The organism is Micromonospora sp. LOL_013 (genome assembly GCF_048060315.1).
GTDB lineage: Bacteria > Actinomycetota > Actinomycetes > Mycobacteriales > Micromonosporaceae > Micromonospora_E.
On record NZ_JBHMIQ010000001.1, the window covers coordinates 233,708 to 248,478 of the forward strand.

Annotated in this window: 15 protein-coding genes and 1 tRNA gene; 13 read left to right on the top strand and 3 right to left on the bottom strand. The window is 73.7% G+C overall.

The window, feature by feature from the left end:
* Window positions 1-57 precede the first annotated feature (57 nt).
* The 9 genes from ACFHWS_RS01165 to ACFHWS_RS01205 all read left to right on the top strand — a co-directional run bounded on the left by ACFHWS_RS01165 (window position 58) and on the right by ACFHWS_RS01205 (window position 8,596).
* Entirely contained in the window at window positions 58-1,044 is a 987-nt protein-coding gene (locus ACFHWS_RS01165) for an exopolyphosphatase (protein ID WP_416556108.1), read from the top strand.
* Window positions 1,045-1,184: 140 nt separating this feature from the next.
* On the top strand, window positions 1,185-1,892 hold the full coding sequence (locus ACFHWS_RS01170; RefSeq protein WP_416556002.1) for a dienelactone hydrolase family protein: 708 nt from the start codon (window positions 1,185-1,187) through the stop codon (window positions 1,890-1,892).
* A 119-nt stretch (window positions 1,893-2,011) separates the two neighbouring features.
* The gene (locus tag ACFHWS_RS01175; protein WP_416567501.1) at window positions 2,012-2,746 is read left to right on the top strand and encodes a uracil-DNA glycosylase; all 735 of its coding nucleotides are present in this window, start codon (window positions 2,012-2,014) and stop codon (window positions 2,744-2,746) included.
* 47 nt (window positions 2,747-2,793) lie between these two features.
* Window positions 2,794-3,537 (top strand): DUF4129 domain-containing protein, encoded by a 744-nt coding sequence (locus ACFHWS_RS01180; RefSeq protein ID WP_416567444.1) that lies wholly within the window; start codon window positions 2,794-2,796, stop codon window positions 3,535-3,537.
* Window positions 3,530-4,114: a hypothetical protein gene (locus tag ACFHWS_RS01185; RefSeq protein ID WP_416567445.1), complete on the top strand. Its 585-nt coding sequence runs from the start codon at window positions 3,530-3,532 to the stop codon at window positions 4,112-4,114. The genes ACFHWS_RS01180 and ACFHWS_RS01185 overlap by 8 nt, the downstream gene beginning before the upstream one ends.
* Window positions 4,111-5,148 (top strand): AAA family ATPase, encoded by a 1,038-nt coding sequence (locus tag ACFHWS_RS01190; RefSeq protein ID WP_416556006.1) that lies wholly within the window; start codon window positions 4,111-4,113, stop codon window positions 5,146-5,148. Before ACFHWS_RS01185 ends, ACFHWS_RS01190 begins: the two co-directional genes overlap by 4 nt.
* A gap of 13 nt (window positions 5,149-5,161) precedes the next feature.
* Window positions 5,162-6,574, top strand: coding sequence for a DUF58 domain-containing protein (locus tag ACFHWS_RS01195; protein ID WP_416556007.1), 1,413 nt, complete (start codon window positions 5,162-5,164; stop codon window positions 6,572-6,574).
* A complete protein-coding gene (locus ACFHWS_RS01200; RefSeq protein ID WP_416556008.1) occupies window positions 6,571-7,134 on the top strand; it encodes a hypothetical protein in 564 nt (187 codons plus the stop codon). The genes ACFHWS_RS01195 and ACFHWS_RS01200 overlap by 4 nt, the downstream gene beginning before the upstream one ends.
* Window positions 7,135-7,246: 112 nt before the next feature.
* A complete protein-coding gene (locus ACFHWS_RS01205; RefSeq protein ID WP_416567446.1) occupies window positions 7,247-8,596 on the top strand; it encodes an NAD(P)/FAD-dependent oxidoreductase in 1,350 nt (449 codons plus the stop codon).
* Here ACFHWS_RS01205 and ACFHWS_RS01210 read toward each other — a convergent pair.
* On the bottom strand, window positions 8,589-10,451 hold the full coding sequence (locus ACFHWS_RS01210) for a hypothetical protein (protein ID WP_416556010.1): 1,863 nt from the start codon (window positions 10,449-10,451) through the stop codon (window positions 8,589-8,591). The genes ACFHWS_RS01205 and ACFHWS_RS01210 overlap by 8 nt on opposite strands.
* A gap of 138 nt (window positions 10,452-10,589) precedes the next feature.
* On the opposite strand from ACFHWS_RS01210, the gene ACFHWS_RS01215 reads away from it, so the two are divergent.
* The 3 genes from ACFHWS_RS01215 (at window position 10,590) to ACFHWS_RS01225 (ending at window position 12,021) form a co-directional block, all read left to right on the top strand.
* Window positions 10,590-10,670: transfer RNA gene (locus ACFHWS_RS01215), tRNA-Leu, on the top strand.
* A gap of 143 nt (window positions 10,671-10,813) precedes the next feature.
* Window positions 10,814-11,635, top strand: a complete 822-nt coding sequence (locus ACFHWS_RS01220) for a Bax inhibitor-1/YccA family protein (protein WP_278173889.1) — start codon at window positions 10,814-10,816, stop codon at window positions 11,633-11,635.
* 68 nt (window positions 11,636-11,703) lie between these two features.
* Window positions 11,704-12,021: a hypothetical protein gene (locus ACFHWS_RS01225; protein ID WP_416556011.1), complete on the top strand. Its 318-nt coding sequence runs from the start codon at window positions 11,704-11,706 to the stop codon at window positions 12,019-12,021.
* A 68-nt stretch (window positions 12,022-12,089) separates the two neighbouring features.
* Here ACFHWS_RS01225 and ACFHWS_RS01230 read toward each other — a convergent pair whose 3' ends face one another.
* Together ACFHWS_RS01230 and ACFHWS_RS01235 are read right to left on the bottom strand one after the other, a co-directional pair.
* Entirely contained in the window at window positions 12,090-12,896 is an 807-nt protein-coding gene (locus tag ACFHWS_RS01230) for an SGNH/GDSL hydrolase family protein (protein WP_416556012.1), read from the bottom strand.
* A gap of 41 nt (window positions 12,897-12,937) precedes the next feature.
* Window positions 12,938-14,059, bottom strand: coding sequence for an SGNH/GDSL hydrolase family protein (locus ACFHWS_RS01235; RefSeq protein ID WP_416556013.1), 1,122 nt, complete (start codon window positions 14,057-14,059; stop codon window positions 12,938-12,940).
* Window positions 14,060-14,304: 245 nt separating this feature from the next.
* Between ACFHWS_RS01235 and ACFHWS_RS01240 the strand changes: the two genes are divergently transcribed.
* Window positions 14,305-14,661: a YkvA family protein gene (locus tag ACFHWS_RS01240; protein ID WP_416556109.1), complete on the top strand. Its 357-nt coding sequence runs from the start codon at window positions 14,305-14,307 to the stop codon at window positions 14,659-14,661.
* Window positions 14,662-14,771 lie beyond the last annotated feature (110 nt).

Consider the following 14,771-nt stretch of genomic DNA (forward strand, 5'->3'; position numbering starts at 1 on the left):
GGCCGCCGGCCCGGCAGCGGCTACGCACCCGGTACGGTGTCCGGTGTGGCGACGCGGGTGGCGGGCATCGACTGTGGCACCAACGCGGTCCGGTTGCTGATCGCGGACCTGCCGGACCCGTGGCAGCCGGCAGAATCCCGGCCCGGCCCGGTCACGGGAGCCGGTTCGCCGGCCGGGTCGGTCGCCGCGCCGCTGACCGACGTGGTTCGTCGGATGGAGATCGTCCGGCTCGGGGAAGGCGTCGACCGGACCCGCCGGCTCGCCCCGGCGGCCATCGAACGGACCCGGCAGGCCCTCACCGGGTACGCCGCCGAGCTGGCCGCGCACGGCGTCGAGCGGGTGCGGATGTGCGCCACCTCGGCCAGCCGCGACGCCGACAACGCCGCCGAGTTCGTGGCGATGGTGCAGGCCACCCTCGGAGTGACCCCGGAGGTGGTGACCGGCGACGAGGAGGCCCGGCTCACCTTCGCCGGGGCGGTCGGTGGGCTGGCCGCCACCGCGCCGGCACCGTACCTGGTGGTGGACATCGGCGGCGGGTCGAGCGAGTTCGTCGTCGGCACCGACACGGTGCACCGGGCGGTGTCGGTGGACGTCGGCTGCGTACGGATGACCGAGCGGCACCTGCGTGCCGATCCGCCGACCGCCGCCCAGATCGCCGCCGCCGGACGCGACATCGCGGCGGCGGTCGACCGGGCGCTGTCGGTGGTGCTCGGGCCGGACCGGTCCGGCCCGCCGCCGACGCTGGTCGGGCTCGCCGGGTCGGTGACCACGGTGGCCGGGATCGCGCTGCGGCTGGACAGCTACCGGGCGGACCGGCTGCACCACGCCAGGATCAGCTACGACCAGGTGGCCGAGGTGACCGCCGACCTGCTGGCCATGCCGGTCGGGCAGCGGCTGCGGATCCCGGTGATGCACCCGGGCCGGGCCGACGTGATCGCCGCCGGCGCCCTGGTGCTGCGGATCGTCATGGAACGCGCCGACGTGTCGTCGGTGGTGGCCAGTGAGCACGACATCCTGGACGGGATCTGCCTGAGCTTGCGGTGACCGGCAGACGTACCGCAGCTCACCAAGAGGCGTACGCCACCCTCCGCGCGCCTTCCCCGGCCCCACGGCGCGTGTCAGGCTACCGGACACGTGCCCCACTGCGCGCCAGCCAACGATGACTGACCGACAGGAGGACCCCCATGGGCGAGATGGTGAGCTACCGCAGCAACGGCGGGACCAGCGAGGGATACCTGGCCCTGCCACCGGCACCCGGGGAGGGCGGCGCGGCGGGCGCCGCACCTGCGGTCATCGTGATCCAGGAATGGTGGGGGCTGGTGCCGCACATCACCGCGGTCGCCGACCGGCTAGCCGAGGCGGGGTTCGTGGCCCTCGCTCCCGACCTCTACCACGGCGTACAGGCGACCGAGCCGGACGACGCCCGCCGGCTGCTGATGGGCCTGGCGATGGACCAGGCGGCCAAGGACATCGCCGGCGCCGCCGAGTACCTCGCCGGCCGGGCCGAGTCGGCGGGCGACACCGTCGGTACGGTCGGCTTCTGCGCTGGCGGTAGCCTGGCGCTCTGGTCGGCCACGCTCACCGGGCGGATCGTCGCCACCGCCGGGTTCTACCCGGCGTTGCCGTGGGAGCGGATGCGTCCCGACTGGGCGGGCTACGCCGGCAAGTCGGCGATGATCCACTGCTCGGAGCAGGACGGCACCTCCGCCGCCGACGGGATCCAGCAGGCCAAGGGCTACATTGAGGCGGCCGGCGGCGGCTGCGTAATCTACGACTACCCTGGCACCCGGCACGCGTTCTTCAATGACGACCGGCCGGAGTCGTACGACGACGACGCGTCGAAGCGTGCCTGGGCGCGGACCTTGGAGATGTTCCGGACCCGACTCGGCTGACGTCACGGCCGGCCGGCCGGTCTCGGTCTCGGTCTCGCGGTGCGCCGTCTGCTGGCCGACCGACGTCGGAAGGAGCCGTGGTGACCGGTACCGCAGCCCACGTGACCAGCGCGGCCCACGTGACCAGCGCGGCCCACGTGACCAGCGCGGCGGCGCGGGTGCCGGACCTGCCGACGCTGGACCACACGATTGCCGGCTGCCGGGCCTGCCCGAACCTGGTCGCCTGGCGGGAAGAGGTCGCCGCGACAAAGCGCGCGGCGTTTCGTGACCAGACCTACTGGGGCCGTCCGGTGCCCGGCTTCGGGCCGCCGGACGCCCGGATCGCGATCCTCGGGCTGGCACCGGCGGCGCACGGCGGCAACCGCACCGGCCGGGTCTTCACCGGCGACCGCTCCGGCGACGTGCTGTTCGCCGCCCTGCACCGCGCCGGGCTGGCCAACCAGCCGACCAGCGTCGCTGTCGATGACGGTCTGCGGCTGTCGGACACCCGGGTGGTGGCCGCCGTCCGCTGCGCCCCGCCAGCGAACCGGCCCACCCCGGCCGAACGGGACACCTGTGCGCCCTGGCTGCACCGGGAGATCGCCCTGCTGAGACCGACGCTGCGGGTGGTGGTCGCGCTCGGCGCGTTCGCCTGGGCCGCCTGGTGGCCGGCGATGACCCGGGTGTACGGGCGACGACCGCCCACACCCCGGCCGGTGTTCGGCCATGGGGCACACTGGTCGGGCGGCGGGGCGGTGCCCGACGTGCTGGGCTGCTACCACGTCAGCCAGCAGAACACGTTCACCGGACGGCTCACTCCTGCCATGCTCGACGAGGTGTTCACCGAGGTGAATCGCCTGGCGGGGCGGATTTGACCGGGCCGAGACGACCACTGGAGGACCCGAGGGGGCACCCGCCGGCAATGGATTCCGCGGCTATCCGCAGGCTGTGGCCACTCGCCGCCGTCGCCGTACTTCTCGCGCTGACCGCGGTCGCGGCGGCGAACTCCACCCTGCCGGTCGGCCGCACCGACGCCACCGTCGAACGGGACATCCCCGCGCTGCCGGACTACCAGCAGCCGCAGACGGCGTCGACGTACCAGCCGCCGCCGGACGACTTCGCCGCCGCCGACCAGCAGCAGCTTCCGTCCTGGGTTCCGCTGCTCGCCGGGGCGCTGTGCGGCCTCACCGTGCTGGTTGTCGCCGGCCTGCTGCTGTGGACCCTGCTGCGTGACGTGGTGCGGCGCCGGCCCCGGCCGAACCCGGTCGGTATCCGCCGGCGGAGCACCACAGGGCCCGGCCCGGCCAGCACCGCCGAGGTGGTCGCCGCTGTCGACGCCGGCCTGGTCGAGCTCTCCGCCGCCGACGCCGACCCGCGCCGGGCGGTGATCGCCTGCTGGGTACGGCTGGAGCAGGCCGCCGCCGCGGCCGGCACCCCCCGCCAGATCGGCGACACGTCGACCGACCTGGTCACCCGGCTGCTCGCCGGGCACGAGATCAGCGCCGAGGTGCTGTCGGCGTTCGCGGGCGTCTACCGCGAGGCCCGCTACGCCCGGCACGACGTCGACGAACGGACCCGGGAGCAGGCGCGGTGGGCGCTGCGTCGGTTGCGTACCGAGCTGACCGCCGCGGTCGGCCCCGGCGAAGGCGGGCCGGCCGGTGAGTGACCCGCAGACCAGCATCGACGACCTGCTCTACCACGACGAGGAGGCGCCGCCCCGCGAGCGTCGCGCCCCCGGCCGGGTCCGGTCCTGGCTGACGGCGCTGGCGCTGGCCGCCGCCGGCACCGCTGCCATCCTGCTCGGGCTGCGGCTGTTCGGCCTGACGGTGCCGATCGAGGCGGTCTTCGCTGGCTGCCTCGCGCTGGTGGTGCTGCGCCGCACCGTACGGTCGGTCGCCGCCCCGCCCCCGGTCAAGCTGCGCCGGGTCGGCTCCGACCCGGAGGACGGCAGCTACGTCTTCGGTGGCGAGGACGGCCTGCGGGAGGCGGTCGGCCGGTGGGAGCGCCGGCTGCGGGCCGGTCAGGGCGACGCGGGCCGGTTCGCCGAGGTGACCTTGCCGGTGCTCGGCGAGCTGGTCGACGAGCGGCTACGGCACCGGTACGGGCTGACCCGGGCCACCGACCCACAACGGGCCCGGGAGATCTGCGGGGACGAACTGTGGAACTTCCTGAACACCCCGGCTCGGCGTAAGTCGTCGGCCAAGGACTGCGCGGTGTTCGTCAGCAAATTGGAGAAGATATGAACGACGTGGTGGCAGCCCCGACCACCGAGGTCAGCCGGCTCGCGCACGCCGTACTGGACTCGGTCGGCACCGTGCTGGTCGGCAAGCGGGACGCGCTGGAGTTGGTCCTCGCCGGCATCCTCGCCGGTGGGCACGTGCTGCTGGAGGACCTCCCCGGGCTGGGTAAGACGTTGACCGCCCGGTCGTTCGCCCAGGCGTTGGGGCTGGACTTCCGTCGGCTGCAGTTCACCCCCGACCTGCTGCCGGCCGACGTCACCGGTTCGTTCCTCTACGACCAGCGCAGCGCCGACTTCACTTTCCGGGCCGGTCCACTGTTCACCAATTTGCTGCTCGCCGACGAGATCAACCGGACACCGCCGAAGACCCAGTCGGCGCTGCTGGAGGCGATGCAGGAGAAGCAGGTGTCGGTCGAGGGGGTGACCTACCGGCTGGAGGCGCCGTTCCACGTGCTGGCCACTGCCAACCCGATCGAGTACGAGGGGACCTACCCGCTGCCCGAGGCGCAGCTGGACCGGTTCCTGCTGCGGGTGTCGTTCGGCTACCCCACCCACGAGGAGGAGTGGGAGGTGCTGCGTCGGCGTATCTCCCGCCGCCAGGAGGAGACCGAACTGGCCGCCGTGGTCGACGCGGCCGGGCTGCGGGCCATGCAGGCGGCGCTGGAGAACGTGGTGGTCGAGGACTCCATCGGCCGGTACATCGTGGCCCTCACCGCAGCCACCCGGGACCACCCGTCGGTCCTGGTCGGAGCGTCGCCCCGGGGTTCGCTGGCGCTGCTGCTGCTGGCCCGGGCCAGGGCGGTGCTCGCCGGCCGGGACTTCGTCGTGCCGGAGGACGTCAAGGAGGTCGCCGCCCCCGTACTGGCACACCGGATCACCCTGCGGCCGGAGATGTGGCTGCGCCGGGTGGATCCGTCGTTCGTGGTCGGCGAGGTACTGGCGCAGACCCCGGCCCCGGCCAGCGGCGCGCTGCCCAGCTACGGCGGCGGGTTCGGCCCACCGGGCAACGCGGCGGCCGGCCGCCGCGGGGCACCGTGACCGGCGGCACCTGATGACCGCCACGCGATGGCAGCCGACCCGGGCGCTGGGCCGGGCGGTGCTGATCACCGGGCTGCTGCTGATCACCGGGGTGATCCTCGGTCGGGTCGATCTGGTCGCCCTGGCCACCCCGTTCGCGCTGGGCACCGCGTACGCGCTGCGCCGCCGGCCGGTCGCCGCGCCGGTGCTGGACCTCGGGGCGGTCGACGCCAACCTCGTCGAGGGCGGTCAGGTCGGTGCCCGGGCCGCCACCGCCAACCCGGCCGACGCCGACTACGACCTGGTGGTGGTACGCGCGTTGGTGTCGCCGTGGCTGCGCATCGACGAGGTCGGGGTGCTGGCGCCGATCTCGATCGACCCGTCACCCGGCGGCGGCCAGCTGCTGGTGCTCGAACGGTTGGCGGCGGCCCGACCCCGGCCCAGCGGTGGGGTGCCGGACCGCCCGTTCGGCCTGGCGGTGCCGACCGGCTCGGCGGCCGGTTTCGAACTGTCCGGGGTGGCGCTGCGCTGGGGCCGGCAGCCGGTCGGGCCGGTCGCCGCGCGGGCGATCGCCTGCGACGGGCTACTGTCCTGCCGGCCGGTGGTCGCCGAACCGGTCCGGGTGCCGGTCTACCCGGTGATCGACCCGTTCAACGCCGACGAGGCGATGCCCCGCGCCGCCGGGCTGGTCGGCGGGCACCGGTCCCGCCGGCCGGGGGAGGGCGGTGAACTGGCCGGGGTGCGCATCTTCGGCCCCGGCGACCGGCTGCGCCGCATCGACTGGCGGGTGTCGCTGCGGGCCCGACAGCTGCACGTCGCCGCGACCCTGTCCGACCGTGACGCCGAGGTGGTGCTGCTGCTCGACGTCCTCACCGAGGTCGGCCGCTCCGGTGGGGTGTCCGGTGGTGCGTCGGTGCTGGACACCACGGTCCGGGCGGCGGCCGCGATCGCGGAACACTACCTGCACCGCGGTGACCGGGTCTCGATGCTGGAGTATGGGCCGACGGCCCGCCGGCTCCGCCCGGCCACCGGCCGCCGGCAGTACCTGACGGTTCTGGAATGGCTGCTCGACGTCGAGGTGCGGCCCACCCCGTACGAACCGTACGACCAGGTCTTCGGCCCGCAGCTGCTCTCCTCTGACGCGCTGGTCGTGGTGCTGACCCCCCTGGTGGACCCGCGTTCGGCGGAGATGCTGGCCCGGATGGCCCGGTCGGGCCGGATCGTCGTCGCCGTCGACACGCTGCCCACCACGGTGGCGCCGCCGCCCCGGCAGGGTCAGTGGACCGAGGTGGCGTACCGGCTGTGGCGGCTGGACCGGGAAAACACCGTCGGGCAGCTGCGCGAACACGGCGTACCGGTGGTGAACTGGGCCGGGGCTGGAAGCCTCGACCAGGTGCTACGGGACGTGGCCCGGCTGGCGTCGGCGCCGAAGGCGGTGCTGCGATGATCACCGCGACCCGGGACCGGGTGGCGGCGGTGCGCACCGGATTCACCCGGGTCACCCTCGCGCCGGTACTGCTGCGGGGCGTGGTGGCGGTCACCGCGCTGCTCGCATTCGGGCTCGCGTACCCGGCCGAAGTCTTCCTCGGCCGGGCCGGGCCGGTGCTGCTCGCCGTTGCGCTGCTGCCGGCGTTGGCGCCGCGCGGGCACGCGCCGACGGTGACGATCCTGGTCGGGATCGGCGGCTGGGTGCTCGCCACCACCTGGTACGGGACCCCGGTGCAGCTGTGGCGGCTGTCAGCGGTCGGCGCGCTGCTGTACCTGACCCACAGTCTCGCCGCGCTGGCCGCCGCCGTGCCGTACGACGTGGTGCTGGCCCCCGAGGTCGTGGTGCGCTGGTCCACCCGGGTGGCGGCGGTGCTGCTCGCCTCGGCGGTGCTGGTGGTGCTGCTGATCACCGCAGCCGGCCGGACCGCCGGCCAGCCTTTCCTGCTCGCGGTGCTGGCCGGCTTGGTGGTGGCGGTCGGCGCGGTCGCCCTGCTCGCCACCCTGGGCCGGCGCCGCTGACGTCCGGCGGCGGCCCAGCCGGCTGGCGTGCGGCGGCTCACACGGGCGTGCTCGGTCACATATCTGGCTTTCGAGGCGGCGTCAAGAGGCAACCGGGAGGAAGATGGGCTATGTGAACAGGCAACGGATTCTTGTCGTCGGTGCCGGGCATGTCGGTCTTTACGCCGCCCTGCGCCTGTCCCGCAAGATGCGCCGGGGCGAGGTCGAGGTGATCGTGGTCGACCCGCAGCCGCACATGACCTACCAGCCGTTCCTGCCGGAGGCGGCGGCCGGCAACATCTCACCCCGACATTCCGTCGTGCCGCTGCGCCGGGAACTGCGCCGCTGCCACGTGATCGCCGGGGCGGTGACCAGGATCGAACACGCCCGTAAGGTCGCCGAGGTGCAACCCATCGTCGGTCCGCCCCGGGAGATCGGCTACGACCATGTGATCGTCGCCCCCGGTTCGGTGTCCCGTACCCTGCCGATCCCCGGCCTGCGGGAGCACGGCATCGGGTTCAAGACCATCGGCGAGGCGATCTACCTGCGCAACCACGTCCTGGAACGGCTCGACGTGGCGGCGGCCACCGCCGACGAACAGGTCCGCCGGACCGCGTTGACGTTCGTCTTCGTCGGCGGCGGCTACGCCGGCATCGAGGCGCTTGCCGAGATGGAGGACATGGCCCGGGACGCGCTGCGCTACTACCCCGAGCTGAAGCCGACGGACATGCGCTGGGTGCTGGTCGAGGCGACCCAGCGGGTGCTGCCCGAGGTCGACCGGGACATGGGCGCCTACACGGTGCAGCGGCTGGTCAAGCGGGGGATGGACATCCGGTTGGACACCCGGCTGGAGTCCTGCGCCGACGGGCTGGTGCGGCTCTCCGACGGCGACAGCTTCCCGGCCGACACGATCGTCTGGACGGCCGGGGTGAAGCCGTCTCCGATGCTCGACGCCACCGATCTGCCCCGCGACGAGCGGCGGCGGATCAGCTGCCGGCCGACGCTGCAGGTCGTCGACGGCGACCGGACGGTCAACGGGGCGTGGAGCGCCGGTGACTGCGCCGCGGTGCCGGACCTGACCGGTCCGCCCGGGGCGTACTGCTCGCCGAGCGCCCAGCACGCGGTGCGCCAGGCCCGGACGATGGCCGACAACATCCTGGCGGTGGTCCGTGGGCGGCAGCCGGTCGAGTACCGGCACAAGCACGCCGGCAGCGTGGCCAGTCTCGGCCTGCACAAGGGCGTCGCCCAGGTGTACGGGATCAAGATGACCGGGCTGCCGGCCTGGTTCATGCACCGTACGTACCACATGAGCCGGATCCCGTCGCTGAACCGTAAGGTGCGGGTGATCGTTGACTGGACACTCGCGCTGGTGCTCAAGCGTGAGGTGGTGGCGCTCGGGCAACTGCACGACCCGCGTGAGGAGTTCCTCGGGGCGACCCCGCAGCTCAACCAGCCAGGTGCCGCGCCGGCCCGGGTCAGCTGACCGGCCAGGTCCAGGCGTCGGCCACCCGCTGGCCCGGCCCGAGCAGGTCCTCGGTGGTCTGCCGCAGCTCGGCGGCGTGCGTGGTGCCGTCCATCAGCACCACGCAGTCGGCACCCCAACGGGTCAGGTCACGACGGGACCGGGCACGTTCCTCGTCGGTGATTTCCGGCACCTCGCCGGTCCGGGCCACCTCGGCGAGGATCTTCGACGTCGGCAGCTTGAACGTGCCCATCGAGGCGTCGCCACCCGGGGCGTACGGGCCGATGAAGAACCCTTCCGGCATGCCGAAGTCGATCGTCGTCGCGGTGGCCCAGGCCATCGGCCACGGCTGCGGCGGGGTGGCGGGCGGCACCGGCACCAGCACGCCGCCGGACGGTACGCAGCTCCGCCAGTGGCCGCCGACGATGAACTCCGGCAACGGGTCGCGGTCCATCGCCGGCAGCGGGGCCGGCACGACCGGGAGCAGCGCCACCGCGACGACGGCTGGGACGGCCAGCCGGGCCGGTCGCCAGCCGAGCCGCAACGCCCGGTCGACGGCGAGGGTCAGGATGACGGCGATCAATGGGATCACCGCGAGGGCGAACCGCATCGGCAGCGCGCCGTCCACCACCGGCATCCCGTCGAGCAGGGCGTACGGCCCCGGTACGCCGGTCTTGGCGCCGTCGACGACGATCCGTGGACCGAGTGAGAGCCCCGCCATCAGCAGCGTCCCGGCGGCGCAGGCGACGACCACCGGCCGCCGGATCAACCAGGCGGTGGCGGCGGCCGTGACCAGCAGCAGCGGCCAGCCGAGGAAGGTGTTGTACTCGGCCGGTCCGGTGGTCAGCTCGGCGGCGGCCGCCGAACCGGCCACCGACAGCTCGGACACCGCCGGCCAGCTGGCCAGATCGGCCGAGAAGTACGCCGGGTCGAACACGCCGTCGGAGACGCTCTGCGGCCCGGCGAACTGGAACCACAGCGGGTACCCGAGCAGCACCACGCCGACGGCCACGGCGACCAGCATCCCGGCGACGAAGTTCGGCAGGATCCGCCACACGTACCGGGGTGCGGTCGCGGCGAACGCCGCCGCCATGATGATCAGCGTGACCGCGGTGAGGAAGAGTACCTCCTCGCCGACGAACACCTGGACCGCGACGACCACCCCGAGCCAGCCGCCGGAGGTGACGATCCGGCGGCGGTCGGGCCGGCCGGCCGGCCCGAGGATCCGCCCGTCGGGTGTCGAGCCGGTCGGATCGGCGGCCCGCATGATCCGGATGAGCAGCCACATCATGACCGGGATCAGCCACAGCGCGGTCATGTGCAGGTGGCTGTTGCTCTGCGAGACCATCCCGGGGGCGAACCCGCAGAACGCGCCGCCGGTAGCGGCGGCCAGCCGGCGAGCGCCGAGGGGCCGGGAGAACAGGAAGTAGAACGCGATCGCGCTGGCGGCCAGGTTGCCGGCGACCAGCAGCGCGAAGCTCACCGGTGCGCCGAAGAGCACGGTGACCGGGGCCATCAGGAAGCCGAGCGCGATGACCGTCGTGTTGGCCATCAGATTCACCCCGTCCGGGGCGTTCAACCGGTCGCTGAGCAGACCGAAGTCGCCGAACAGGACCCGCGCGTCGCTGGCCAGGAACCACTCGTACAGGGTCTGGTCCTCCGGGTTGAAGGCCAGCAGGTGGGCACCGGGCGCGGGCCAGAGCCGGTGGGTCAGCACGCCGGCGAACAGGACGAAGAACAGGCACACCACGGCGTCCACCCGGTGTCCGCGAGCCGCCGCGGCGATCCGGGACCACCGGGAGCCAACCGTCGATGGTCGGCCGGGCCGGGGCGGAACGGGGCCGGTGTCCTGCGCTGCGGTTGCTGAGCGGCTCACGGTTCGCACCCTAGTGCCGTGGGCCGGCCGGGCTGCGTCCGGCTGGGCACGACCCGCTACCGTGACATCTGCCGTCGCGTACCAACGCGTGGCGTGTCGGCGATCGGTCCGACCGGGCGCAGCCCGGCCGACCCGCCGGCCCGGGTGGTGGAATGGCAGACACGGCTGCCTTAAAAGCGGCTGCTGAAAAGCGTGCGGGTTCGATTCCCGCCCCGGGTACCTCGGTGTCCCCTGGCGCCGTTCGGGGCCCAGTGCCAGCGGCCGGAGTCCGCCTGTGACCGGCGGTCCTGCACAGCGTCGATCGAGCCGTCTACCCTTGACCTCACACCATCGTGTGACAACCCCCTGAGGGAGGCTGGACAGTGAAGACATCCAACCCGGTCCTGGCCCGGCTCGGCCAGGCGGCCGAGCGGGAGCGGGCCACCGGGTACGCCCCTGCCGGTCCCTACGGGCAGCCCGGCACCGGGCAGCCATATCCGACGCAGGCCGGCTACCCGGCCGCGCCGCCGACCGTCGCGCCGATGACGGTCGACGACGTCGTCGTCAAGACCGTCACCCTGCTCGGCATCACCGGGCTGTCGGCGGCGGCGGCCTGGATCCTGGTCCCCGACTCGCTGCTGTTCGGCGCCTGGATCGGCGCCGCGATCGTCGGTCTGGTGCTGGGGCTGGTCATCTCGTTCTCCCGGGTCGCGAACCCGGCGCTGGTGGTCACCTACGCCGTCGTCGAGGGTGTCTTCGTCGGCCTGGTCAGCAAGTTCTTCGAGGTGGTTGCCGGCTACCAGGGCATCGTCCTGCAGGCGGTGGTAGCCACCTTCGGCGTCTTCTTCCTGATGGCCGCCCTCTACAAGATGAAGGTCATCCGGGCCACCCCGAAGTTCACCCGTGGCCTGATCGCCGCGATGGTCGGTGTCTTCGCGGTCATGATGATCAATCTGGTGTTGTCGCTCTTCGGCGTCGACACCGGGCTGCGTAGCGGCGGTCCGGTCGCCATCATCTTCAGCCTCATCTGCATCGTGGTCGCCTCGCTGAGCTTCGTGTTGAGCTTCCACGAGGTCGAGGAGGGCGTCCGGCTCGGCCTGCCGCAGCGCTACTCCTGGACCGCGGCGTTCGGCATTCTGGTCAGCCTGATCTGGCTCTACATCGAGATCCTGCGCCTGCTCAGCTTCTTGCAGGGCGACGACTGACCGTCCGTCCGCGCCGCGCCGCACTGTCGGCGCGGCGCGGCCGTCGTCGCGGGCACTAAACTGTGGCGGTGGCCGCAGCGCATCTGACCCGCCTGGTCGACCTCCTGGTCCGGCAGGTGGCCCACTGGGAACAGCCCCGATGGGCGGCGGGTGACGGCCACCGAGCGGACGAGTTCCACGACCTGGTGCAGTACCTTGCCGACCTGGGCGCGGCTGCCGAAGGGCGGCCCGGCCGGCAGGTACCCCGGCTGAGCCGGGACACCGCGCTGCCCGACCAGCTGCGGGTGGTCGCCGCCGACCTGATGCGGGCGGCACCTGACCTCGCGGTGCTCGAATCGGCGGCGGCTGCGGCGCAGCGGCTGCGCGGCCGGCTCGAAACGCTCTGACCCGCCACCGGCAACGGCCCGTCGACCGACGCCTGACCCAGGCCGGCACGGCAGTGGTCCGCGGTGGGTCAGCGGTGCGGGGCGGTGTTCGCCGCCGCGAGTACCGCCGGAAGTAGCGCGTGCGCCCAGATCCGGTACCCGTCGGCCGACGGGTGGTAGCCGTCGTGGCAGTAGGTGTTGGGGTCGGCCCGGAACACCGCCCCGGTTTCGCCGGCCAGGTCGACCACCCTGGCGCCGGCGTCCCGGCCGGCGCGGGCCTGGGCCTGGGCGGTCCGCCGCCCGAGCAGCCCGGCGAGCTGACGCAGCGGCGGCGCGATCGCCCGGGCTGCGCCGAGATCCGGGCAGGTGCCGACCACCACCTCCGTACCGGCGCTACGTAGCCGGCGTACCGCTGCGGCGAGATGAACCGCCGACTCGCCGGGCCGACGCAGCGCGGCCGCGTCGTTGGTGCCGATCAGAACGACCGCGACGTCCGGCCGTTCGCCCAGCAGCGCCCGGGCGACCTGGGTGGCCAGGTCCCGTGAGCGGGAGCCGGCCACCCCGACGCTGGACAGCAGGACCCGGCGTCCGGCGACCGCCGATCCGCCCTCGTGCTCGGCGAGCAGCCGGGCCAGCTGGCCACCGACCGTGTCGGCCACCCGGTCCACCCCCACTCCGAGGGTCACCGAGTCGCCGAGCAGCACCAGCCGCAACGGCGCCCCGCCGGCCGGACCGAGCGCCACCCGGACGACCAGGCCCAGCTCCGGCTGGGCGTACCGGCGGTGACGGGCCAGCACCGCCTCCCCGACCAGCAGCGTGGCGCTGCCCACCGCACCGGCGACGAGCGCGGCGGCGGTGACCTGGCCCATCCGTACAGCGATATTTCTCGACGTCACGGCGGTCACCTTCCGTCGGTACGGTTGCGGTCGCGCACGGATCAGTCCTGCGGTCCGGCGGTGGACAGGCCCACCCGCTGATCGGAGGATACGGCCGACTTGCGGTGGTCGCCGTCCCGATCGCCGCCCGGCGGACCGAACAACCAGTTGAGCGCGGCGGTCTGCCAGGATCGGCCGGCGAATCTCGGCCTACGCCGCAGCCGGGCCCAGCGGCCGGCCGGACCGCGTTCCCGGCCGGCCACCCGGGTGCCGCGGACCTCGGTGCCGGCGTGGCGGACGGCCTCGTGCGCGGCCTGGGGCAGCGTCCGCACCTTCTCCCGGCCGGCGACGCCACCACGCGAGGCGGTGCTGGCACCGAGCGCGCCGAGTGCCGCCGGCAGCAGGACGGCGGCGGCCATGGCGTACCCCTCGGCCGAGGGGTGGAACCGGTCCCAGGAGTAGAGCCGGCCCGGTTCGGCGGCGAACCGTGGACCGAGCAGGTCGCCGAGGGAGACCGTCCAGCCGCCCGCCTCGACCACCGCGACGGTCTGCGCTGCGGCGAGTTGTCGGCTCCACCGACGGGCCAGCCAGCGCAGTGGCGGTTTGATCGGCTTGATCGCGCCCAGATCCGGGCAGGTGCCGACGACCACCTCGGCCCCGGCCGCGCGCAGTTGCCGTACCGCGTCGACGAGGTGCCCGACCGCGACCTCCGGCGGGGTGCGGTGGGTGACGTCGTTGCCGCCGATCAGGATGACCGCGAGGTCCGGCCGTAGCTCCAGCGCCGCCTCCACCTGCGGGACCAGGCCGACCGACCGGGCACCCACCACCGCCAGCCGGTGCAGCCGGACCGGTCGCCGCTGCCGGCGGGAGATGCCGGTGGCCAGCAGCGCGCCGGGGGTCTCCCGGGGGCGGTGCACGCCGTAGCCGGCGGCCGACGAGTCGCCGAGCACCACCAGGGTCAGCGGCGGCCCGGGCAGCCGGGAACCGTACATCCCGTCGCCGCGCGGCGGCGGTGCCTCGGCCAGCGGGATGATCCGCCGGGCCTGCTTTGCCTGCCCGTAGAGGGTGCCGGCGGTGGCCACCGCGGCCGCCGCGGCGGCACCGGCTCCGAACGCCACCAGCCGGAGGGCCCGCGTCGCCACGGTCCAGTCGGTCGGGCGTTTCCCCGCGCCACCCGTGCCCATCGCGCCCCCCGACTGCGACTCGCTGCTGCCGTCGTGCTCGGTCCTTCGAGATTATCTCGGCCCGCGGTTTCGGGCTCAGCCCGATTCTGGCCGGGGTCCACCGGCCTGGGGACGCGTGTCCGGCGACAGTTGCCGATCCCGGGCATCATGGAGGGCAGGGCGCCACGGATCGACGACCGGGGTACGGTCGGCGGCCGGTGGGCACACACACATCCGGCAGGCCCGGTGACGAGGAGGTGGCCGCGATGGCCAGGACACTCAAGCGGGCGGCGGCGTTCGCGGCGCTGGGGCGGGCACTGACCGCAGGCGCCCGCGGTGGTCCCTCACTGGGGCGGCGGTTGGCGGCGCTGCCCCGGATGATCCGGGCCACGATGCGCGGCGACTACGACGGCGGCCTGCGGCTGGCGTTGATGACCGCTGCCGTGGCCTACGTCGCGTCCCCGTTCGACCTGGTGCCGGAGGCGATGCTGCTGATGCTCGGCATCGTCGACGACGCGCTCGTGGTGACCTGGCTCGCTGGCAGCGTGCTTGCCGAGACCGAACGGTTCCTGGACTGGGAGGCCCGGCGCGAGTCGGTGGTGCCCGGTCAGGTGGTCGGCTGACCGGCCGTGCACCAGTAGGCTGACCCCGACATACTCCACCGCCGGCAGCGGGCTGTTGTCGGCTGACGACCTCAACCCGACGATGGCGCCTCGCCGGCGTCAGTAGAAGG

Excerpts from the sequence above, each read along its gene's own strand:
- ACFHWS_RS01170 (WP_416556002.1), top strand. The coding sequence starts at position 1,185 with ATGGGCGAGATGGTGAGCTACCGCAGCAACGGCGGGACCAGCGAGGGA.
- ACFHWS_RS01180 (WP_416567444.1), top strand. The coding sequence starts at position 2,794 with ATGGATTCCGCGGCTATCCGCAGGCTGTGGCCACTCGCCGCCGTCGCC.
- ACFHWS_RS01190 (WP_416556006.1), top strand. The coding sequence starts at position 4,111 with ATGAACGACGTGGTGGCAGCCCCGACCACCGAGGTCAGCCGGCTCGCG.
- ACFHWS_RS01195 (WP_416556007.1), top strand. The coding sequence starts at position 5,162 with ATGACCGCCACGCGATGGCAGCCGACCCGGGCGCTGGGCCGGGCGGTG.
- ACFHWS_RS01200 (WP_416556008.1), top strand. The coding sequence starts at position 6,571 with ATGATCACCGCGACCCGGGACCGGGTGGCGGCGGTGCGCACCGGATTC.
- ACFHWS_RS01235 (WP_416556013.1), bottom strand. The coding sequence starts at position 14,059 with ATGGGCACGGGTGGCGCGGGGAAACGCCCGACCGACTGGACCGTGGCG.
- ACFHWS_RS01240 (WP_416556109.1), top strand. The coding sequence starts at position 14,305 with ATGGCCAGGACACTCAAGCGGGCGGCGGCGTTCGCGGCGCTGGGGCGG.